Below are 21,558 nucleotides of genomic sequence, written 5' to 3'. Positions count from 1 at the left end.
TCACCCCGCGATCATGGCCGCCGCCTGCCGATACCACGTAGCAAGATAGGGCGGAATGTAGAGTCCCAGCATCAACCCGACGCCGAGATGGACGAACACGGGCAGCAACGCCGGCGGGTGTTCGAGAACTTTGGCCGTCGTGTCGCCGAACACCATGCCCTGCACACGCACGAAGATGGCCGCGAACGCCACAGCAAGCGCGAGCAACAGGAAGGGCGTGGCCCACGGGAGTTTGCTCATCGCGGTGGTCAGGATCAGGAACTCGCTCGCGAAGACGCCGAATGGCGGCATGCCCAGGATCGCGAGCGCGCCTAGCATCATGCCCCACCCAACGGTTGGGCTCACGCGCAACAGGCCGCGGATGTCGTCGATCGCCTGGGTGCCGGCCTTTTGGGCCGCATGCCCGACGGTGAAGAAGATGGCCGACTTCACGAGCGAATGCACCGTCATGTGCAGCAGACCTGCAAAGGTCGCAATGGGACCGCCGAGCCCGAAGGCGAACGTCATCAGACCCATGTGTTCGATCGACGAATACGAAAAGAGCCGCTTGACGTCTTTCTGCCGGAACAGCGAAAAGGTCGCGACCAGCACCGAGAGCAGCCCGAAGCCGACCAGCAGGTTGCCCGGCAGGCCGTTCCGGAGTGCGCCGTCGGCCAGCACCTTGCAGCGCAGCACGGCATACAGCGCGACGTTGAGCAGCAGCCCGGACAGCACCGCTGAAATCGGCGTCGGGCCTTCGGCATGTGCATCGGGCAGCCAGTTGTGCATCGGCACGAGGCCGACCTTGGTGCCGTAGCCGATCAGCAGAAACACGAACGCGAGCGAAATGATGGTCGGGTCGAGGCTCCCCTTGACTGCGTTCAGGCTGGTCCAGAGCAGCGCATCGCCGCCGCCGAGCTGCCGGCTCGCGGCGAGATAGAGGAGGATCGTGCCGAACAGCGCCTGCGCGATGCCGACGCCGCACAGGATGAAATACTTCCACGCGGCTTCGAGACTCGCCGCGGTGCGATAGACGCTGACCAGCAGCACCGTCGCGAGCGTGGCGGCTTCCATGGCCACCCAGAGGATGCCCATGTTGTTGGTGAGCAGCGCGAGCAGCATCGCGAAGATGAACAACTGGTACATGCTGTGGTAGAGGCGCATGCGAGGCGCGGTCATCTTGCCGCGGTTACGCTCGATGCGCATGTACGGCCTTGAAAAGATCGACGTGGTCCAGCCGACGAAGGCCGTCAGTGCGACCAGAAACACGTTCAGCGGATCGACGAAGAACAGCTTGCCCAGCGCGAACGCGGGCCCGTGCGCCACGGTTTGCACGGCGAGCAGCATGGCGGCGGCAAAGGTCAGGAAACTGAAGCCGACGTTGAGCTCCGCGGCGACATGATGCTGGCCCACGAGCGCCAGACAGGCGCCCGCGAAAAGCGGAATTCCGAAAACGAGCAGCAGTACCCAGGCTTCAGTCATCTTTTAGTTTTTCAAGGTGATGAATGTCCAGACTGTCGAACTGCTCGCGGATCTGGAACATGAACACGCCGAGGATCAGGATGCCTACCAGTACATCGAGTCCGACGCCGAGTTCGACGATCATCGGCATGCCGTTCGTTGCAGCGGCAGCGGCAAAAAACAGGCCGTTTTCCATCGACAGAAAGCCGATCACCTGAGGGATCGCCTTGGCGCGTGTGATCATCATCATGAACGACAGCAGCACGCAGGCGAGTGCGATGCCGAGCGTGCCGCGCGCGACCGACGAGGCGAGCTGGCTGATCGGCGACGCGACATTGAACGCGACGACCACGAGCACGATGCCGATCAGAAGGGTGGCGGGAATATTGAGGAGGGACTCCACATCCGTCTTGACGTTCAGCCGCAGCACGAGCCGGTGAAGGATCCAGGGAATCAGGCCGACCTTGAGCACGAGCGTCAGCAGTGCGGAGATATAGAGGTGCGTGTCGGCGGTGACGAATCCCAGAATCAGATTGGCCGACACGAGCGTCAGTCCCTGCAGCGTGTAGAGATGAATCAGCGACAGGATACGCCGCTGGCTGAGCATCGCGAACGACAGCAACAGCAGGATGGCGGCCAGGAAGTTGATGATCTGCGTCGCGAAGCCGTGCATTCACGCCCCCAGCAGAAAGTGAACGAGCATCCCGATGACGGCCAGCAGGAACGCTGTCGCGAGAAACTCCGGCACGCGGAAAATGCGCATCTTCGCGTTGGTCGTCTCGACCACCGCGAGCGCCGCGCCCCCCACCAGCAACTTGACGAAGAGCGCGGGTATGGCGAGCAGCAGCGCCATCGGATTGCCGGCCTCCGCGATGCCCCACGGAATGAACAAGGCGAGGCCGATGCAGGAGTACGCGAACAGTTTGAGGCTCGCGGCCCATTCCATCAGCGCGAGATGCCGGCCGGAATACTCGAGGATCAGCGCCTCGTGGATCATCGTCAGTTCGAGGTGCGTGGTCGGGTTGTCGACCGGCAGGCGCGCGTTTTCTGCGAGCGACACCATCGTGAATGCGATCCCCGCGAACGCGAGGCTCGGATAGATTGCCAGTTCGCGATGGCTGAGCGTGGCGACGATGGTGGTCAGCAAGGTCGACCGCGTGATCAGCGACGCCGAAAACAGCACCATCAGCAACGCAGGCTCCGCGAGGAAGCCCACCAGCATTTCGCGGCGCGCGCCGAGCGTGCCGAACGCGGTGCCGACATCCATCGCGGCCAGCGAGATGGCCACGCGCGCCAGCGCGAAGAGACCCACCAGCGCGATTGCGTCGGCCGCCGGCGACAGCGGCAGGTCGGTCGAAAGCGTCGGCACGATCGCGCACGCGAGCGTCATGCACGCCCAGACAACATACGGCGCCCCGCGGAATATCGGACTGGCGTGGTCGGCGACGACCGACTCCTTGTTGAACAGCTTGTGAAGCATCCGGTAGGGCTGCCAGATGCTCGGCGCCCGGCGGTTCTGCAACCTGGCGCGGCACATGTTGACCCAGCCCGTCAACAAGGGCGCCGCCGCCAGTGCGAGCAGGATTTCCAGCCCCTGGGAGAGCAATCCGGAGAGCGTGATCATCGTCTCACCAGCATCAGCAGCACGATCAGCACGAGAAAGCTGTGCATCAGATAGACCGCGATGCGGCCTGTCTGGAGCAACCCGGCCAGTGCCGCGAGGCGCTTGGCCAGCCGCTCGATCGGCTCATAAATCAGGGTCCACGCGCGATCCGTCACGGTGACGCTGTACGCAGGTTGTGGGTCGAATGGAGAGGGCAGCCGCCGGTCGATCCTGAACAGAGGCGCGAAGATTTCGCGGATCGGCTGCCCGAACCCTTCTGCCGTGTCCTGCATGCGCGCGTTCACGAACGGAAAGCCACAGGCCCAGGGGGCCGCACGCCGCAGGCGCCCATGATAAAGACGGCGTACCAGCAGCCACGCGAGCCCACAACAGGCAAAGAAGAACAGCAGGAAAACCGCCGGCATGTAGCTGGCCCGATCTACGCTCGTGGGCGCGAGCAGCAGCCAGCCATTCCTTGCGACGGCCTGGCCGATGCCCGCACCGACCAGCATCTGCGTGACGCGGTCCAGAACGATCACAAACTGCACCGGCAGCAACCCGAGCAGCACGCAGATCGCCGCCAGCCACACGAAGCCGACGCGCTCCCACGGACTTGCATCCCGTGCATCGCGTAACTTCGCCTCGCGAGGCTGGCCGAGAAAGATGATGCCGAAGAACTTGACCATCGTGTAGCCCGCGAGCGCGGCCACGAGAGCGATCAGCGCGGCGACGACCGGAACCACCATGTTCAGGAACGGGTCCGGCAAACCGGGTGTGAACAGAAAGCTCTGCAGCAGCAGCCATTCGGAGACGAAGCCGCTCAACGGCGGCAGGCCCGCACTGGCAAACGCGCCCACGAGAGTGGCCCACGCTGTCCACGGCATGAATCGGATCAGGCCGCCCAGACGCCCGAGATTGCGCTCGCCCGTCGCATGGAGCACGGAACCCGTCCCGAGAAACAGCAGGCTCTTGAATGTCGCGTGGCTGGCGATCTGGTAGAGCAGCGCCGTCAACGACAAGGCGGCCAGCGCGCTCATTCCGTACGCGCGAAACAGGATCGCCAGTCCCATGCTTACGAACATCAGGCCGATGTTGTCGATCGACGAGTACGCGAGCAGCCGCTTCATGTCCGTCTGGATGGCGCTGAACACAACGCCGAACAGGGCAGTGAAGAGTCCGAGTATCAGCATGAGCACGCCCCACCACGCAATCTGCACGTGCAGCAGATCGAACACCGTGCGCAGCACGCCGTAGAGGCCCGCCTTCAGGACGAACCCGCTCATGAGGGCCGATACCGGCGACGGCGCGGCGGGATGAGCCTCAGGCAGCCAGACGTGCAGCGGGAAAATGCCGGCTTTGGTGCCGAAACCGAACAGCACCAGCAGAAACGCGATGGATGCCCAGAACACGTCCAGATGCTGCTGACGCATGTTGGCGAACGTGTAGTTGCCGGTATTGGCCTGCAACAGGCCGAAGCACAGCAGGAGCGCCAGCGCGCCGACGTGGGAGATCAGGAAGTAGAGCCAGGCTGCCCGGCGGATTTCGGCGATGCGGTGATTGGTCATCACGAGGAAGGTCGCCGACAGCGTCATCGTCTCCCACGCAACCATGAAACAGTACGCGTCGTCTGCGACGAGCAGCACCGCCATGCTCGCGAGGCACACGTGATACTCGAAGCACAGCAGGCCGGGCGGCGTGCCCTCGCCCTTGCGGAAATAGCCGGCGGAGAACGCGCTTACGCCCGTGCTCACCACGCCGAGCACGGTGAGGAAATACGCCGACAGGCCGTCGAGCCTCAGATGGAACGGCAGGTCCGGCAACCCGAGCGGCAGGACGGTTTGCTGGGGATTCGAGAAAACGCCGGCCAGGCCCAGTCCGCACAGAAGCAGACCGAATACGGCACCGAGTGGAAACAGGCCATGCGCCACCACGCGCGTGCGGTGCAGGTTCGCGAGTCCCAGGACCCCAACGGCCAACCAGCCCGCAACCACCAGCAGCACGAAATGGACGACCAGCAAATGTTCCATCGGTGTTGTCTCCGGCGCAGTCAGATGTCTTGTTCAACGGCTAGTACGTCGGATGAAGGATATCCCGAAACGGGTTCCATAACCGGGGCGTTCCTGCGCATCGCCCTCTTCCGGAACGGAGTTATCTGGCGAGGAACATCTGGTTACCAATTGATGATAATGACGTTATCATACTAGCAGCTTTATTGATCCGGTTCCATACGTGATGATCCGCCGACAGGCGCGCAGGGCGCGCCGTGTTCGTTCAAGGCGTCGGGAATACGGGGTTTCGTCTGCGTGCGGAATCTCAGAAGCCAGCTTGCTGCGCCGGTCCCCGCTTACGCCGAAGCGCGGTTCGGATACGCGAACCTATGACTCGATACCTGATGCCAGCAGACTATTTCCGGAGCCTGACGGGAAAGAACCGGAGTACCGGGGCCGACAGGCAGCTTGGTTTTTCGCTGGCGTTCGTGGCCGGTGCGATCAACGCCGGCGGTTTTCTGGCCGTCAGGCAGTACACGTCCCATATGAGCGGCGTGGTCTCCGCGATTGCCGACCAGGCCGCGCTGGGCGACCTCTCACTGGTCCTCGCAGGTATCGGATCGCTGATCTCGTTCCTGCTGGGTGCCGCCAGTTCCGCTGTGCTCGTCAACTGGGGGCGACGCCGCCGACTGCATAGTCAGTACGCTTCGCCGTTGCTGATCGAGGCCGTCCTGCTGCTCTGTTTTGGTCTGCTCGGCAGTCATCTCGCCTTGTGGGAGACATTGTTCGTGCCGGCGACCGTCGTGCTCCTGTGTTTCATCATGGGTTTGCAGAACGCGATGATCACAAAACTGTCGGGTGCGGAAATCCGTACCACACACATGACGGGAATTGTCACGGATATCGGCATCGAGCTTGGCAAGCTCACTTACTGGAACTCCTCCAGGGTCGAGTCCAGCGCGCCGTTTGTGCAGGCCAATCGGGCAAAGCTGAAAGTGCACGGGACAATGCTGGCCATGTTCTTTGTCGGCGGCTTCACGGGAGCGATGGGATTCAAGCACATTGGATACGCCTCGACGGTGCCGCTGGCGGCCGTGCTGATCGTGCTGGCCATCGTGCCCCTCCTCGACGATCTGCGTGCGCGGGTCTATCGCCTCGATCGTTAGGCTGCAAACGCGGAAAACGAAGGGGGAGGGACTGTTCCCGGCTGAAAGCTGTCAACTATGATAATGAAATTATCATTGACTTATGTTGAAATGGTAATAATATTGCATCCTTGGGCGAGAAGCCTGCTGGTCGCGTCGCGTTGAGTTTGCGCGAAGACGGGGGGTATGCCGGCGCTCGGCAGGGAGGTCGAGGTGATTGACGCGAGTGTTCCGCTGCTGTCCCATGACTACACACATCTGTTTTTGCGGGACGTGATGGGCCGTCACGGGCTGATCGTCGTCGGTGTGGGCAAGGCGGGCGAACGCGGATTCCAGATGCTGTACCGGTTTTCCGACATCTGCGACCGCCTGGAAGAAAGCGGGGTCAACGTCATCTTCGTCTACCAGAAGGAATCGGCGCGCCACGTTCAGGACGCGGTCTCGTTATCTGGCGCGCGATACAGGCAAAGGCCGTGTCTGTTTCTGGACGATGACGGTCAGTTCTTTGTTGGCCCACCGCGTCCAAAATCGCTTCGCGCGGTGTATCTGGATCGGGAAATGAGGCGGCTCGGTACGATCGAAATTGCGTTGCGGGATGAAACGTGGGATCCACTGCTGCGCGCTTTCTTTGCGAAGGCCATCGCAAGTTCGATGCACTGAGCGCAACCGGACGGGGGCGTAGTCCCGAGTTACGAATTACGCCCAAAGGGGAGCGTGTTGGTCGAGGTATTGATTCAGGTTGGCGGGCGGTGGGGCTTGAACGGGCACGAGTCTGCAAGGCTTGCGGTCGGTGCCGCCCGGTTTGCCAGCGATATCATCTGCATGGCGAACGGCCGGTCCGTCAACGCCAAGGATGTCATGTCTGTCATGTCGCTTCGGGCGAGACCAGGCACGCCCGTGCGCATTCTGGCGGCCGGTCCTGACGAAATCGTGGCGCTTGAGGCGCTTTCGGCCATCCTGCGTGCGCAGGAATCCTGTCGGCCGCCCGATGTCAAAGACACGATTGGCCAAGCATCGGCTCGTTTTCGACCAGGCACATGAAAAGAAAGAGGAAGGCAAGCAAGCCGCTGGTCATACAGAATGACCAGGTGGTTTCACTGTACTTTGATGCACGCGGGGTCCAGAGCACGATGTTGCGGCACGATCCCTACGCCCTTGCACTGGGTTACACGCGGACCATGATGGGTTTTCTGCTGTTCCGGCCGTCCCCGCGCCGCATTTCGATGATCGGCCTGGGTGGCGGGTCGCTGGCGAAATACTGCTACCGTCATTTGCCGAATACCGCTATTACCGCGGTCGAAATCAATCCGGAGGTGATCGCGCTGCGTGACCGGTTTCACGTGCCGCGCGACAACGAGCGGTTCCGCGTGGTTTGCGCGGATGGCGCGCAGTTTGTCACTACTCAGGATCACCGGCCCGACGTATTGCTGGTAGACGGCTTCAATGCCGATGGCCTGCCCGCCGAGCTGGGCAGCAGGACGTTCTATGAAGCCTGTCGTCGCCGGTTGAGCGATGACGGTGTACTGGTGGCCAATCTGGTGACGGACGAACCGGACTTTCATCGCTACCTGCGCTCGCTCAGGGAAGTCTTCGCGACCGCGGTGACTCTGGCGCCATCGGAAGGTAGTGAGCACAACGTCACCGTCTTTGCGTGGAAAGGAGTCGCAGAGGCTCCATCCTTTGCGGCGATGCTCGACCGGGCGCGCGTGCTCGCGCCCGGACACGCAGTGAATCTTCATGCGACGGCCACGCGTATCGAGTACGGCAAGAAATTTAACTGGAATCGATATGAGCAGGCGTGTTAAGCGAATTTGTCCGCCTTGTGCAGACGGCGCCACGCGCACGTTCCGTGCCTTTTCAAACAGGCGCATTCTCAAGGAAGGACGATGACAGTACGAGGCGACACCGAAAGCGGTACCTTGACCCATGCGGCCATCTGGGCGCTTGAAGGTCTGGCCCGGCAGTGGTACGGCCGCGACGCGCCCGCCCTGAACTGGTCGGTCGCGCAGGAACTGCGTAACGCAGGGTTTGTATCGGTCCCAGCGAACGGGCGGGGCGCCGTTTCGATTACCCAGGCCGGCCAGAACTACCTGCGTGCGAGGGCGGCAGGTTAACCTCGAGGCGTCGCCTGCCCCTCGAAGTGCTTCTCAACCGCTCATCGGCCGCATAGGGGTGAGCGATTCAGGAATCGACGGCGCGTGGTGCGCCCGTGGCGTCACGAGGATGACTTGGGCTACGCGATGTATTATAATTCAATTAACATACTCCGATTTTTGCCCACGTCATGGAAACGAAAAGCGCTCGACTCACAATTCTGATTGATCCTGTGAAGAAGGAGGCGTTCGAAAAGCTGTGCGCAGCACAGGATTTGACACCCTCACAGGTAGTGCGGCAACTGATTCGCGAATACCTTGAGCAGCATGGCGTCACCTACAGGACAAAGAGCGCCATTGGTGCCCGGGCACGTCGGAAAACTGCGTGAACCAGACCTGCTTCAGGTCAACGAAGTGCTCCTCCGGGGAGGTCGCCGCCGGCTTGCACCCAGGTAATCTTTCACGCTAGCTCCCTTGCAGCGTGCCGGTAGATCACCAATCTTCGGGTGCGCGCGACGATGTATCGTCGCCGAGGTTGAAACGGCAATGCGGGTTGTGAAATGCGCCGCCTGGCGCTGAAAGCAGATCTGCTCTGCGCGACGCGGCGCTTGCAGTCAGGCCGCACAAATCAGGCGTACGTCAGCCGGTCAGTTTCTGCCTGGATGTCCAGTCCAAAGCGAGCCCCGTGCCTTTCTTCAGGCGACGCGCCGTCGCGAGCAAGTTCAGGGGATGTACCGTAGCCAGGGCGCGTGCACGCGCGAGCAACGTGTCCCGGGAGGGAAGCCTTGGCGAGCCCTTCCAGGCAAACAGCGTGTAGTTGCAACTGTCCTCGGCCATGAAAATGGAAAGCGACTCACCGAACGCCGAACGGACCTCTTCCAGGTAGTAAGGAATATGGGGATCGTCTTCAATGAAGTTGGCGACCAGCACGCCATTGTCTGCAAGCCGCGCATGGCAAGCCGAGTAGAAGACGGCGTTGCCTAGTTGCACAGGCATGCCGTGCGCCAGAAAACCATCGACCAGAATCACGTCCGGGTGTGCATCGTTGTCCTTGACGTATTCGACCCCGTCCGCGCAGATCACTTCGAGTCGCTCGTCATCGGGCGGAATGTGAAAAGTGTTGCGCAACGCGATTACCTCGGGATCAATTTCGATGGCCACTATCCTTGTTTCCGGAAGATGCCGGTAACAGTACTTGGCCAGCGACCCGCCGCCCAGGCCGATCATGGAAATCCTGGCGGGCGCCGGCTGCAGCAGAAGGAATCCCATCATCGTCCGGGTATAGCCGAGCACCAGCCTGTCGGGGTCGCGCCGCGACATGAAGCTCTGCGTGGCCAGCAGATCGAAGTGCAGCGACAGCGCATGCTCGGTTTCCAGCACCAGGGGCGCACCGTCTGCGGATGGTCCGGCAAGAAATTTCATGTAAGCGTCGAAGGACGCGTGAGAGTGATCCATGCGGCAGTCTGGACGATGTTTGTGTGCGGTTCTTCGGTTCTTCGGTTCTTCGGCCCGTCGGCCGCGTTGCAATGATCTTCATCGCGGCGCCTTCGCGCCTGACCGGCGGCCTTGGTATGTCCCCGGCTTCCGGTCGGACAGGAACGTCCGGTCACCGGGACCATCGACCTGCGGCAGGACGACCAGCCATCCGGGACATACACATCAGGCAAGTAGTAGCAAATGATAATGATATTATCACGTCAACAGCATGCGAAGTCCTGACGTCATATTCAAAGGAGCGACCGCGTGACGAAGAAGGCCGTGAAGAAGCAGACACTGTCCGTGGTGCCGGACAACGTCAATGTGAATAATGAACACGCCGACATTGCCGTTACGGGTCGCGCACGTACGGCCGACGCAGTCGGAACAGTTTTACCGGGGACCGGTTCACGCCGGACGAGCGCACACGCACGTGCGCTCGGCGCGATCGCCGCACGACCGGATGAGTCCGCCGGAGAAAACGACGATGGCCGCTCGGGCCTGCGCACGCTGATCAAGCTGGGACATGAGCGCGGGTTCGTCATTCGTGGGGAAATTAGCGACTGCCTGCCCGAGCGGCTCGCTCAACCGGACGCGATCGAGAACGTGATCGGAGCCTTCAGCGACATGGGCATCGCCGTATTCGAGCAGGCTCCGGACGCCGAGTCCGTGCTGATGCACGATCATGCGATCGCAGTTTCGTCCGACGAGCAGGTCGAGGAAGAGGCCGCGGCGGCAATCTCAAGCGTGGATGCGGAATTCGGCCGCACTACCGATCCCGTGCGCATGTACATGCGCGAGATGGGCGCCACTGAACTCCTCACCCGTCACGGCGAGATCGCACTTGCGAAGCGCATTGAAGAGGGCCGCAACGACATGATCCGGGCCATCTCTTCGTGCCCGACAACGATTGCGGACATACTGACAATCGCTGACGCTGTTGCCAGTGGCGCCACTCCCATCGAAGAGTTCGTCGATGGCATGATTGATCCAGTTGCGGTGGAGACGGATGACATTGATGTGGTCGCGGAGGAAAGCAGCGACGGCGATGCGGTCTTCGGCGAGGATCAGGGTGACGAAGATGATGATGAAGCCGCCGCGGACAATCTGTACATCGAGACCCTGAAGCGCGACGCACTGGCGAAATTTTCGACGGTGGCTGACTGGTTCGAGCAATTGCGCGATGCATACGAAACGGAAGGTTACGGTTCCGTGGGTTATCGTGCCGCACAGGCCGCGATCGAGGCCGAACTGATGACGATCCGCTTCACAGCGCGCACCATCGAACGTTTGTGCGGCGCGTTGCGTCTATCCGCCGACGAGGTCCGAACCATCGAGCGCGAAATCGCGCGGATCGTGGTTGACCGGTGTGGGGTGCCTCGCGACACGTTCGTCGCACATTTCCGGGGCCACGAGACCAACCCGATGTGGCCGCAGCAACTTGTCGCAGCAGGGCAAACGTTCAGTTGTATGCTGGAACGAAATCTCCCGGCGATCCGGCTGGAGCAGGAAAAACTGCTTGCTGTGCAGGAGCGGGTCGTGCTGCCGCTTGGCGATTTCAGGGACGTCTGTCGCACAATGACCGCAAGCGAAGCGAAAACGCTACGCGCGAAAGGCGAAATGATCGAGGCGAATCTGCGGCTGGTGATCTCGATCGCGAAGCGGTATACGAACCGCGGCCTGCTGTTTCTCGATCTGATACAGGAAGGCAATATCGGCCTGATGCGGGCCGTTGACAAGTTTGAATACCGGCGCGGATACAAGTTCTCCACCTATGCGACCTGGTGGATCCGGCAGGCCGTCAGCCGGTCGGTTGCCGATCAGGCACGCACCATCCGGGTCCCGGTCCACATGATCGAGTCACTGAACAAACTGAAGCGGGTCTCGCGCCAGATCCTGCAGGAGACAGGACGGGAACCCGACGCTGCCGTGCTGGCGGAGCGGATGGAGATGCAGGAAAAAAAGGTTCGGGCAATGTTGAAAATCGTCAGGGAGCCGGTTTCCCTGGACGCGTCCGTTGGGGAAAACGACGACACGTCCGTTGGCGACCTGATTGAAGACCCGGCAGCCATTTTGCCTGACGATGCCGCGCTCCACGCGAGCATGCGCGATGCGGTGAGCGAGGCGCTCACGACGCTGACGCCGCGTGAAGCGAAGATTCTGCGCCTGCGTTTTGGCATCGAGAGCGGCACGGACCACACACTGGAGGAGCTCGGACAACAGTTCGAGGTGACGCGTGAGCGGATCCGCCAGATTGAAGCCAAGGCACTGCGCAAGCTTCGGCACCCGGCCCGGTCTCAGCGTTTGAAATCGTTTCTGCAGGACGAGTAGAAAACAGAGACGACACACTACCCTACGGGGACCCTGTACACCGGATGAGAACTGGGGCGTCGCGCTGATATGTAATCCGGACAACCAGCGGGAGTGCCTGAATGTGCCTGAAGCGGCCGCCGCCCAGTAGTAGCGCCTGGCGTCACGGATGACGTCGTCGACCACCGCCGGCTGACGGAGATCGACGCGAAATCGGCGGCGGCATGGATCACCCATTCCTGTCCCAGCGTCCGAAGTCGTGATCGCACGATAAATGCGTGAGAAGAAACACCATGAGCACTGAAAAAATAAATCTCGACATTCACAGGATTCTCACACTGCTGCCGCATCGCTATCCGATCCTGCTGGTCGATCGGGTGCTCGAACTCGAGCCGCACAAGAGTATCAAGGCGCTGAAGAACGTGTCGATCAACGAGCCGTACTTCATGGGCCACTTTCCGACGCGTCCGGTGATGCCGGGCGTGCTGATTCTGGAAGCGCTTGCCCAGACCGCGGCGTTGCTGACGTTCTCGGAAGAGCCGCACGATCCGGCCAATACGCTGTACCTGTTCGTCGGCATCGACAATGCCCGCTTCAAGCGGGTGGTCGAACCAGGTGACCAATTGATCCTGAACGCCAGGTTCGAGCGGCATATGCGCGGCATCTGGAAGTTCAAGGCGCGTGCGGAGGTGGATGGTGTGGTGGCGGCGGAGGCCGGTCTGATTTGCACGGTCCGGTCTACAGATGGGGACGGCCAGAAAGATACCCGCACTGCTGAAACGGCATCCAGATAACGCAACGGACCCGGAAGCACGAGGACGTCAGGATCGCGACACAGGTTCTGCGAAAGGCTTGGCTGGCACGGAACGCTAGCAGCACCTCGGCCCGTTGCGGGCATATTTGCGATCGATCGCCTGGGCGCAGAACTCGCGTCGCGACAGCAGCGGATCACCCGGATGATGCGACGACATGTGCGACATGTAGCGTTCATAGTCCGGGATTCCGAACACCTGCAGATAGGCACGGTGCAGCGTTTTCGCCATGTCTGACAGGCGCGTGGATCGCCCATCCGCATGTGTCTGGATCCCGGTTGCCTGAAGCGGGGACGGCACAGGTTTGTTGCTGAGAAACGTTTTCATGGCGAACCCTCCTTAAGCACGCGCGGCAACTGGCGGCGTCTCGTGGGTGGTGGGCTGCGTCTGGCGCAGCGCCTGCCAGCTCATCCTCACGGCGAAGACGCACATCGCGAGCACCAGCACGACAAAGAGACCGCAGACGACCGCATCCAGATAGTTGTTGAAGGCCACCCGCTGCATTTCCGCAATCGACCTGGCCGGTGCCAGCACGGTCCCGTGCGCGGCCGCATCGCTGAACCTGTTCGCCAGCGCAAGGAAGCCGATGTGCGGATCGCTGCTGAAGATTTTCTGGACGCCGGCCGTCAGTGTGGTAACCAGAAGCCAGGCTGTCGGCACCAGTGTCACCCAGACATAGCGCTCGCGCTTCATCTTCATCAGCACACTGGTGCACAGCAGCAGCGCGATGCCGGCGAGCATCTGGTTGCCGACGCCGAAGAGCTGCCAGAGCGTGTTGATGCCGCCTAGCGGGTCGACCACGCCCTGATAGAGGAAGTAGCCCCACGCTGCGACACACAGCCCGGTGCCCAGCAGGTTTGCGGGCAACAACTGGGTGTTGCCGAGCGGCCGGTACACGTGGCCCAGCATGTCCTGGATCATGAAGCGGCCGACGCGCGTGCCGGCATCGACCGCGGTGAGAATAAAGAGCGCCTCGAACAGGATCGCGAAGTGATACCAGAAGGCCTGCATGGCCGTGCCGCCGACCGCCTGGGCGAGGATCTGCGCCATGCCTACCGCGAGCGTCGGAGCGCCGCCGGCGCGCGACAGGATGGTGGTTTCGCCGATATTGGCGGACGCCTGGCTGATCATCTCCGGCGTCACGGTGAATCCCCAGCTGGAAATGACTTGCGCCGCATGCGCCGCGGTGGTGCCGATGACCGCGGCCGGTGCGTTCATCGCGAAATAGATGCCCGGCTGCAGCACGCAGGCGGCCGTCATCGCCATGACCGCAACGAACGATTCGGCGAGCATGCCACCGAAGCCGATCAGACGCATATGCGACTCGCGCTCGATCATCTTCGGCGTGGTGCCCGAGGAAATCAGCGCATGGAAGCCCGACACGGAGCCGCATGCAATCGTGATGAACAGGAACGGGAAGAGCTTGCCCGAGAAGACCGGTCCGGTGCCGTCGATGAAGCGCGTGGTCTGCGGCATCGAGAGCGTCGGCGCGACGACATAGATGCCGATTGCCAGCGCCACGACCGTGCCGATTTTCAGGAAGGTGCTCAGATAATCGCGTGGCGCGAGCATCAGCCAAACCGGCAGACTGGACGCAACGGCGCCGTACAGAATGAGAGCCCATGCGAGTTGCGTGCCGCTCAACGTGAACGCCGGCCCCCACACCGGATCGCTTGCGACCGTCTTGCCGATCATGAGTGCAGCGAGCAGCAGCACGACGCCGAGCGCAGACGCCTCGCCCACGCGCCCCGGACGAACGATCCGCATGTAGACGCCCATCAGCAGCGCGATCGGAATCGTTGCCGCGATCGTGAAGAGACCCCACGGGCTTGCCGTCAGTGCCTTGACGACCACGAGGCTCAGGACGGCCAGAATGATGATCATGATCGCAAGCACGCCGACCAGCGCGAGCGACCCGGGCACCGGGCCCAGCTCGACCTTGATCATCTCGCCGAGCGACTTGCCGTCGCGGCGCACCGACGCGAACAGCACAATGAAGTCCTGCACGGCACCAGCGACCACGACACCCGCGAGTATCCACAGCGTGCCGGGCAGGTAGCCCATCTGCGCCGCGAGCACGGGGCCGACCAGCGGACCTGCGCCGGCGATCGCCGCGAAGTGATGGCCAAACAGCACCCACCGGTTGGTCGGCACGTAATCCATGCCGTCGTTGTGGCGTTCGGCGGGCGTTTGCCGGGCATCGTCGAGTCGCAATACGCGCCCGGCGATGAATTTGCTGTAGAAACGGTAAGCGATGAAATAGACGATCAGGGCTGCGGTCACGAGCCACACCGCGTTCACGTTCTCACCGCGCCCGAGCGCGAGTGTCGCGAATGAGAAAGCGCCGACTGCGGTAAGCGCACCCCACAGAAGAATGGACGCGAGCTTGTTCATGGCACCTCCGTGCAGACGCGTTGCGCGTCGGCACCCGTTATGCCACGCCACGTGGAGACCGGCTGTTGCGCGGCATCTGGATCACGGCCGGCGATCGAGCCGACACTGGGGCCGACATGAAAGAGGCTACACCCGCCCCAGGGCCGCTGCAAGGTACGGTCCAGCACGCTTCGCTCAGACAAATGGGCCGCATTCTCCGCATTTTCCGCATTTTCCTGATACGCGCCGCACGCATGTGGCCGATCTCAGGGATTGCCCGAATCCGGGGCGCCAGCCTTGCGTTGATCGAACCCATTACCCCGGCCTGCTGGCGGCACTTCCGGTGCCGGGATGAACGGCTCCCCGCCCAAGGCTGTCGGCGACAGATTGATAGATTTGGGCAATCGTTCGACGCGCGCCGTCGCGCTACCTGGCGAGCTCCTTGATCTGTTCGACAATTTCCGGATTGGCGAGAGTGGACACGTCGCCGGGATCCTGACAATTGGAAATCGCCGCGAGCACTCGACGCATGATCTTTCCCGAGCGGGTCTTGGGCATATCGGGAACGATGACGACACGATGCGGCCTTGCTATGGAGCCGATCCGGGAAACCACCGATGCCGTGACCTTGTTCGCGATCTTCACGGAAGGCGCCAGTCCCGGCTTCAACGAGACGTAGAGATCAGGAACCTTGCCCTTGATCGGGTCGGCGACCGGCACCACTGCAGCCTCGGCGATCTCGGACACGAGGAGAGCAGCCGACTCGATTTCCTTGGTGCCGAGGCGATGGCCGGCGACGTTGATCACGTCGTCAATGCGGCCAAGGATCCGATAGTAACCGTCCGCTGCCTGCACCGCGCCGTCACCGGCCATATACGGCCAGTCGCGCCAGTCCTTACTCGCGCGGTCGCGGCAATAGCGCGAATAGTACTGGCTGACGTAGCGATCCGGATCCTTCCAGATGGTCTGGAAGGATCCGGGCCACGGGTTGCGGATGCAGATGTTGCCGGCCCGGCCCGAACCGCCTGGCAGCTCCTTTCCTTCGTCGTCGTAGATCACCGGATGAATGCCGGGAATCGCAGGTCCCGTGCTGCCGGGCTTCATCTTGTGGAGCGCGGGCACCGTGCTGCAAAGAAATCCGCCGTTTTCGGTCTGCCACCAGGTGTCCACGATGACCGCCTCGCCCTTGCCGACCACCTGGTGGTACCACTTCCAGACTTCGGGCTCGATCGGCTCGCCTACGGTGGTCATGTGCTTGAAATGGAAGTTGTATTTCGCGGGTTCGTCGGGTCCGTAGCGTCGTAGCGCCCGGATCGCCGTGGGCGACGTGTGAAAGATATTGACGTCGAGATTTTCAGCGATACGCCACGGCCGTCCTGCGTCTGGATACGTCGGCACACCTTCGTACACGACCGAGGAAGCGGCAAGCGCGAGCGGACCGTACACGATGTAGGAATGGCCGGTGATCCAGCCGATGTCGGCCATGCACCAATATACGTCTTCAGGATGGATGTCCTGGATGTACTTCGACGTCCATGTGACGTAGGCAAGGTAGCCGCCGGTGGAGTGCTGGCAGCCTTTGGGCCGCCCTGTGGTGCCACTCGTGTACATGAGGAAAAGCGGCGCTTCGGCGGCCATTTGAACGGGCTCGACACGTTTGCCGCGGAACTTCCCGAGGATGTCGTTGATGATGACGTCGCGTCCTTCCACGAGCTTCGTGGGACTCGAGTACTTGCCCGGGTAGCGTTGCCAGATCAGTACCTTGTCGACCTGATGACCGGTGCTTGCGGCCGCCATGACCGCAGCGTCTGCCTTTTCCTTGTGATCAAGAAGTTGGCCGGCGCGGTAATAGGCGTCCATCGTGATCAACAGGCGGCTCGCGGAATCCGAGACGCGATCGCCGCAAGCCTTTCCACTGAACCCGCTGAAGACCTGCGAGTGAATCACGCCGAGCCGCGCGCATGCGAGCATCGTGATGGGTAGCTCCGCCACCATCGGCATGTGCAGGGTCACCCGGTCGCCTGCCTTCAGGCCGCCGAAATCGCGCAACAGGGCCGCGAACTCGTTGACGCGCGTGAAAAGCTCCTGGTAGGTGAGATGCTGTACCGCCTCGCTCTCTGGCTCGGGCACGAAATGGATCGCCGTCTTGTTTTTGTAGCTGGGGAGGTGGCGATCCACGCAGTTGTAACACGCGTTGATCCTGCCGCCGACGAACCAGCGCCAGAAGGGAGGATGGCTGGCGTCGAACGTCGTCTCCCAGTATTTGTACCAATCGAGGAGGTCCGCGAACTCCTTGAAGTACTCGGGGAAGTTGTCGAGGGAAAAGCGCGCGAACACGCCGGGGTCCGCCAGATTCGCCTGCGCAATGAACTGGTTCGACGGCGAGAAATAGTCCTCCTCCGGCCAGTGCACCGCGATCTGCGCTTCGGAGACGTCCGCAGTCTGCTGCTCCGCGGCATGGCGTGACGATTTGTCTTCTGACATGACGGCCCCCATTGATTTGCACCCGCAGCAACGACGCCTGGCGCGCTGTTCTGTCGCCAGGGGTGCGCACAAAGCATGACTGGGCTGCGTAGGTAAATATTAAGTGCAGGGCTGGTGACTTGCCAGGAAAGCGCACAAAAGGGTTGACCCTGGGCGAACAGGAGCCGCACCCGCCTGAGGAGAAAAAGGGCAGCGCCCAAAGCGAGTCCAGGTGGTTCGGGCCGTATGCCGATCCGAAACTTTCGCTGCTGGAAGAGAAACAGGATCTCTGGCACGACTTCACTGGCACACAACCGCACTGAGATTTGCTTGCGGGCAAGTCATGAACTAGATTTTCAATAGGCCTAAATAGCAGGCCGGAAGGAGAACCAGCCATGGATCTTCTCGTGGAGCAGGTGGACGTTTGGGCGGCGACCATCCAGGACAGACCCGGCAGCCTGGCCGAGGCACTGGCCACCCTGCGGAACGCGGGGGCCGATCTGCAATTCATCATTGCCCGGCGCGCGCCGGAAGATCCCGGCAACGCAGTAGTGTTCGTCACGCCGCTGCAGAGCGACAGGGAAATCCGTGCGGCCGCACAAGTGGGGTTCAACGTTACCCGCAGCCTTCACGCCGTTCGGGTCATGGGTCCGGATCAGCCGGGCATCGCTGCGATGTTGACGCAAAAGCTTGCTGAAGGAGAAATCAACCTGCGCGGGTTCTCGGCCGCGGTAATCGGCACACAGTTTGTCGCTTACGTGGCGGTGGACTCGCTGGACGGTGTCAAGAAGACTGTAGATATCCTGACGAAAGCCTGAAATACGCTCGCGGGTGGTGAATTTCCCATGCCGCCGTGTTGTGGAATTGCTTCGGAACTTGAATGACACCGGGCCAATGCGTTGGCGACTCACAACTGGCGTTACCCGTGAATGACCTTGGACGCGTTCGTGCGCCTGACCGATTGCACCGACTGCGACTCGCAGTGCGCATCGTATCTTGCGCTTGCGAACCGTTGTTCCATCGCGAAGCGCCGAGCAGTCCGATGACTCCGTCCCGGAGCGAGCGCCTCCGGAATTGCTTGCTATCGAGGCAAAGCTTTCTGCACACATGTCCTATCGTCAGGTTATTCGGTCTTTATCGATTGAATTAAAAATGGATTCGTTTATAAGGATTTCCTTGCGAATAAATCAGTAAATCCCTATTGCAAGAGCCTCGATGGCGAAAATGGTACTGTAATTGTCGTCATTGATCTTTCACGGAAAGCCTGGCTATGCGAGGCAACTCTGTATCAGAGACTACGTTTGCGATCTTTTTGCCTGACGGCCGACAACTTCCCTTCAGTTGCGCGAGGCCATGCCGTATACCAATTATGGGATTGTGGCCATAGATCCTTCCCGCGCCATTTTTTACCAGGAAGCAATGTGAACCGCTTTGTACAAACAATCAGATTCAAGATCATTCTCGCATTCGCTGTATGCATAATAATCACGACTGCAATCGGGGTTTTTGGAATATTCGGTCTTTCCAGATTGAATTCCAATGTGAATGACGCTTATGCCGGTAATACTGTTCCGATTGGCACGCTATCCGACATTCGGGCTGCCAGCCTGGATGTTCGCCTTCAACTAAGGCGCATTCAGGTGTTTCGCGATCAGGTGAAAACGGCGACCTCAATCGAACAAATCCGTGCCGACCAGGACCGTATCAACAAGGCGTGGAATCGTTACTATCCGGACGGCATTTCAAGTGACAGGGCGCGTGAGATTGCGGGAAAGATCAAAAATGTCCTGCCTCAGTTCAAGGCGGCAACTGACGAAGCGGTAACCGCGTTGAGCGCTGGCAACTACGATGCGGCTGCGCCGCTGGTCGAGAAGATGGCTGCATTCGCTGACCCTTTGATCGATGCGCTGAATCAGGACGCAGCCCTCAATCTGGCTCAAGCAAAGCAGTTCGCCGACGACAGCGAGTCGACGTTCAGGACTATCCTCTGGATCGCGATAGCCTTGATCGCATTCGGCGTGCTGGTAGCCGCCGGTGCGTCGGCCTACCTGGTGCGGGCGATTTCGGGTCCGCTTAACAAGGCGGTTGACGTAGCGAACCATATCGCAGCCGGCAGGCTGGAAAATCAGATCACGGTGGATTCGCGGGGCGAGTTCGGCCAGCTTCTCGACGCGCTGAAGAAAATGGATCAGCAACTCAGCGATACGGTGCGCGGAATCAAGGCAACCACTGAATCGGTCACGGTGGCGTCGCGGGAAATCGCCAGCGGCAACACCGACCTGTCGGCACGCACAGAAGAACAGGCGGCGTCCCTTGAAGAGACGGCCGCCAGCATGACGCAGTTGACGGAAACAGTGAAGCAGAACGCCGACAATGCCCGTCAGGCGAACACGCTGGCAACAAGTGCCACTGACATGGCTGACACCGGCAATGAAGCGGTCCAGTCAATGGTCGCGACTATCGGTCAGATCAGCGGCAGCTCGTCCAGGATTTCGGAAATCACCGGGGTGATCGAAGGCATTGCCTTCCAGACGAACATTCTTGCGCTGAATGCCGCCGTCGAAGCGGCTCGCGCGGGTGAACAGGGACGCGGCTTCGCCGTCGTCGCCAGTGAAGTGCGCAGTCTGGCGCAACGCTCCGCCGCCGCGGCCAAGGAGATCAAGGAACTGATTGGCTCGTCTGTGGCCATGATTCAGGGAGGCGCGCAGCAGGCTTCCGAAGTGGGTGCGACCATGGGACAGGTGAAGCAGGCAATCAAGCAGGTCTCCGATATCGTCGGTGAGATCGCGGCAGCTTCTGAGGAACAGAGCCGCGGCATTGAGCAGGTGAATCAGGCCGTCAACCAGATGGACGAAGTGACCCAGCAGAACGCGGCGCTCGTCGAGCAGGCGGCGGCAGCAGCGCAGTCACTTGAAGAACAGGCCATGAGCCTGAAGGACGCCGTCTCGGTGTTCAGGGTCACTGAGACTGGAGTCACCGCGTCGCGTGTGGCCATTCTGGAGAGCAAGCCGCGCCCGTCCGTTCGCAAGACGCCAATCACCCGTCGCACCGCACCGGCCAAACCGAAAACAGTTCCTCAGGCCGCCAACGTCACGACCAGTGCGGGCATGACCGCCTCGGCGGACGCGAGTGGCGCCGACTGGCAAACGTTCTGAGGGGCGATGGTCTTGAACAACACAGACGCGCTTCCGGGTTCACTCACGAACCTCGTCTCGTCGAACGGCCAGGCCGTTTCCCGCTTCGGCGCACGGCTTGTCGTGATGTGCAAATTCGTTGATGCCACACTCCCACGCCTGACGCCGACCCAATGCAAGGAGATCATGACGTCATTCCGGCTCGGGATTGAAGACGCGATGTCGCTCACGGACGACCTATCCCTGCCTGCCGAATATCACTCAACGCTGCTGGAACAGACGAATAACTTACTGAAGGCGCTGGACAGGAAGAGCACGGCTCAAGGATAGCGTCGCTCGCCTGCATGCTGGTTGTCCAGCTAAACACCGGGGCTGCAATTGATCACGGGTTCTGGCATAACGCTCCGACGCTGGGACCTTTCGGCGTGGTGTTCGCACCACGCCTTTTTTATTCCGGGAGTCTCGCACGCGCAGCCTGCATCGCTGGGAACCGCGTCTGTGGCTACGCGACCATGCTACTTACAGTTGATTACAACTGTCCTGGGTTGCCGGCACGCATCGTTCGTACAATCGAAGCATTCGGGCAGACTTTGGAGAAAGCGAATATGAAAATAGTGCAATGGATTGCCGCCAGCCTCATGGCAATTGCGTCCGTGTCAGCCTTTGCAGCAGCGGGTGGCAATGGAGGCGGAAACGGTGGAAGCGGCGGAGGGGGAAGCAG

Annotated in this window: 19 protein-coding genes and 1 pseudogene; 12 read left to right on the top strand and 8 right to left on the bottom strand. The window is 61.2% G+C overall.

Annotation, left to right across the window (positions count from 1 at the left end):
* The 4 genes from AC3WLT_RS32225 to hyfB are packed head-to-tail and all read right to left on the bottom strand — an operon-like array spanning position 1 to position 5,070.
* Positions 1 to 1,461 carry a hydrogenase 4 subunit F gene (locus AC3WLT_RS32225; protein WP_492595669.1) on the bottom strand — a complete coding sequence of 487 codons (1,461 nt, stop codon included), beginning with the start codon at positions 1,459 to 1,461 and terminating at the stop codon, positions 1 to 3.
* The gene (locus AC3WLT_RS32220) at positions 1,454 to 2,113 is read right to left on the bottom strand and encodes a formate hydrogenlyase (protein WP_492595668.1); all 660 of its coding nucleotides are present in this window, start codon (positions 2,111 to 2,113) and stop codon (positions 1,454 to 1,456) included. Before AC3WLT_RS32220 ends, AC3WLT_RS32225 begins: the two co-directional genes overlap by 8 nt.
* Entirely contained in the window at positions 2,114 to 3,064 is a 951-nt protein-coding gene (locus AC3WLT_RS32215; protein ID WP_492595667.1) for a respiratory chain complex I subunit 1 family protein, read from the bottom strand.
* Positions 3,061 to 5,070: a hydrogenase 4 subunit B gene (gene hyfB / locus AC3WLT_RS32210; RefSeq protein ID WP_492595666.1), complete on the bottom strand. Its 2,010-nt coding sequence runs from the start codon at positions 5,068 to 5,070 to the stop codon at positions 3,061 to 3,063. Before hyfB ends, AC3WLT_RS32215 begins: the two co-directional genes overlap by 4 nt.
* 365 nt (positions 5,071 to 5,435) lie before the next feature.
* On the opposite strand from hyfB, the gene AC3WLT_RS32205 reads away from it, so the two are divergent.
* The 6 genes from AC3WLT_RS32205 to AC3WLT_RS32180 all read left to right on the top strand — a co-directional run bounded on the left by AC3WLT_RS32205 (position 5,436) and on the right by AC3WLT_RS32180 (position 8,658).
* Entirely contained in the window at positions 5,436 to 6,197 is a 762-nt protein-coding gene (locus AC3WLT_RS32205) for a YoaK family protein (protein WP_492595665.1), read from the top strand.
* 192 nt (positions 6,198 to 6,389) lie between these two features.
* Positions 6,390 to 6,836, top strand: a complete 447-nt coding sequence (locus AC3WLT_RS32200) for a hypothetical protein (RefSeq protein WP_492595699.1) — start codon at positions 6,390 to 6,392, stop codon at positions 6,834 to 6,836.
* A gap of 54 nt (positions 6,837 to 6,890) precedes the next feature.
* Positions 6,891 to 7,217, top strand: a complete 327-nt coding sequence (locus tag AC3WLT_RS32195) for an HPr family phosphocarrier protein (protein ID WP_492595664.1) — start codon at positions 6,891 to 6,893, stop codon at positions 7,215 to 7,217.
* Entirely contained in the window at positions 7,214 to 7,981 is a 768-nt protein-coding gene (locus AC3WLT_RS32190) for a fused MFS/spermidine synthase (RefSeq protein ID WP_492595663.1), read from the top strand. Before AC3WLT_RS32195 ends, AC3WLT_RS32190 begins: the two co-directional genes overlap by 4 nt.
* Positions 7,982 to 8,062: 81 nt before the next feature.
* Positions 8,063 to 8,290, top strand: a complete 228-nt coding sequence (locus AC3WLT_RS32185) for a hypothetical protein (protein ID WP_492595662.1) — start codon at positions 8,063 to 8,065, stop codon at positions 8,288 to 8,290.
* Positions 8,291 to 8,460: 170 nt separating this feature from the next.
* The gene (locus AC3WLT_RS32180) at positions 8,461 to 8,658 is read left to right on the top strand and encodes a ribbon-helix-helix protein, CopG family (protein ID WP_492577797.1); all 198 of its coding nucleotides are present in this window, start codon (positions 8,461 to 8,463) and stop codon (positions 8,656 to 8,658) included.
* Positions 8,659 to 8,908: 250 nt separating this feature from the next.
* On the opposite strand, the gene AC3WLT_RS32175 is transcribed toward AC3WLT_RS32180, so the two are convergent.
* Positions 8,909 to 9,724: a fused MFS/spermidine synthase gene (locus AC3WLT_RS32175; RefSeq protein ID WP_492595661.1), complete on the bottom strand. Its 816-nt coding sequence runs from the start codon at positions 9,722 to 9,724 to the stop codon at positions 8,909 to 8,911.
* A 345-nt stretch (positions 9,725 to 10,069) separates the two neighbouring features.
* Here AC3WLT_RS32175 and rpoD point away from each other — a divergent pair, with 345 nt between their 5' ends.
* Complete coding sequence (rpoD, locus tag AC3WLT_RS32170) at positions 10,070 to 12,076, top strand: RNA polymerase sigma factor RpoD (RefSeq protein WP_492595698.1); 2,007 nt, start codon at positions 10,070 to 10,072, stop codon at positions 12,074 to 12,076.
* A gap of 272 nt (positions 12,077 to 12,348) precedes the next feature.
* Complete coding sequence (gene fabZ / locus AC3WLT_RS32165; protein WP_492595660.1) at positions 12,349 to 12,849, top strand: 3-hydroxyacyl-ACP dehydratase FabZ; 501 nt, start codon at positions 12,349 to 12,351, stop codon at positions 12,847 to 12,849.
* 75 nt (positions 12,850 to 12,924) lie between these two features.
* Here the strand turns inward: fabZ and AC3WLT_RS32160 are convergent, their stop codons facing one another.
* The 3 genes from AC3WLT_RS32160 to acs all read right to left on the bottom strand — a co-directional run bounded on the left by AC3WLT_RS32160 (position 12,925) and on the right by acs (position 17,724).
* Positions 12,925 to 13,194 carry a YbdD/YjiX family protein gene (locus AC3WLT_RS32160; protein WP_492595659.1) on the bottom strand — a complete coding sequence of 90 codons (270 nt, stop codon included), beginning with the start codon at positions 13,192 to 13,194 and terminating at the stop codon, positions 12,925 to 12,927.
* A gap of 12 nt (positions 13,195 to 13,206) precedes the next feature.
* A complete protein-coding gene (locus AC3WLT_RS32155) occupies positions 13,207 to 15,261 on the bottom strand; it encodes a carbon starvation CstA family protein (protein ID WP_492595658.1) in 2,055 nt (684 codons plus the stop codon).
* A gap of 405 nt (positions 15,262 to 15,666) precedes the next feature.
* Positions 15,667 to 17,724: an acetate--CoA ligase gene (gene acs, locus AC3WLT_RS32150; protein ID WP_492595657.1), complete on the bottom strand. Its 2,058-nt coding sequence runs from the start codon at positions 17,722 to 17,724 to the stop codon at positions 15,667 to 15,669.
* A gap of 374 nt (positions 17,725 to 18,098) precedes the next feature.
* On the opposite strand from acs, the gene AC3WLT_RS32145 reads away from it, so the two are divergent.
* The 4 genes and pseudogenes from AC3WLT_RS32145 to AC3WLT_RS32130 all read left to right on the top strand — a co-directional run.
* Positions 18,099 to 18,521: an ACT domain-containing protein gene (locus AC3WLT_RS32145; RefSeq protein ID WP_492595656.1), complete on the top strand. Its 423-nt coding sequence runs from the start codon at positions 18,099 to 18,101 to the stop codon at positions 18,519 to 18,521.
* Between the two features lie 603 nt (positions 18,522 to 19,124).
* Positions 19,125 to 20,858, top strand: coding sequence for a methyl-accepting chemotaxis protein (locus AC3WLT_RS32140; protein ID WP_492595655.1), 1,734 nt, complete (start codon positions 19,125 to 19,127; stop codon positions 20,856 to 20,858).
* A gap of 12 nt (positions 20,859 to 20,870) precedes the next feature.
* Positions 20,871 to 21,167: a hypothetical protein gene (locus tag AC3WLT_RS32135; RefSeq protein ID WP_492595654.1), complete on the top strand. Its 297-nt coding sequence runs from the start codon at positions 20,871 to 20,873 to the stop codon at positions 21,165 to 21,167.
* 182 nt (positions 21,168 to 21,349) lie between these two features.
* Positions 21,350 to 21,558: pseudogene (locus AC3WLT_RS32130) on the top strand (hypothetical protein); the annotation flags it as partial.

It is taken from the genome of Paraburkholderia sp. FW306-2-2C-D06C, from assembly GCF_058781505.1.
Note: the sequence above shows the minus strand (reverse complement) of the source record. Positions and strands in the feature narration are given on the sequence as shown.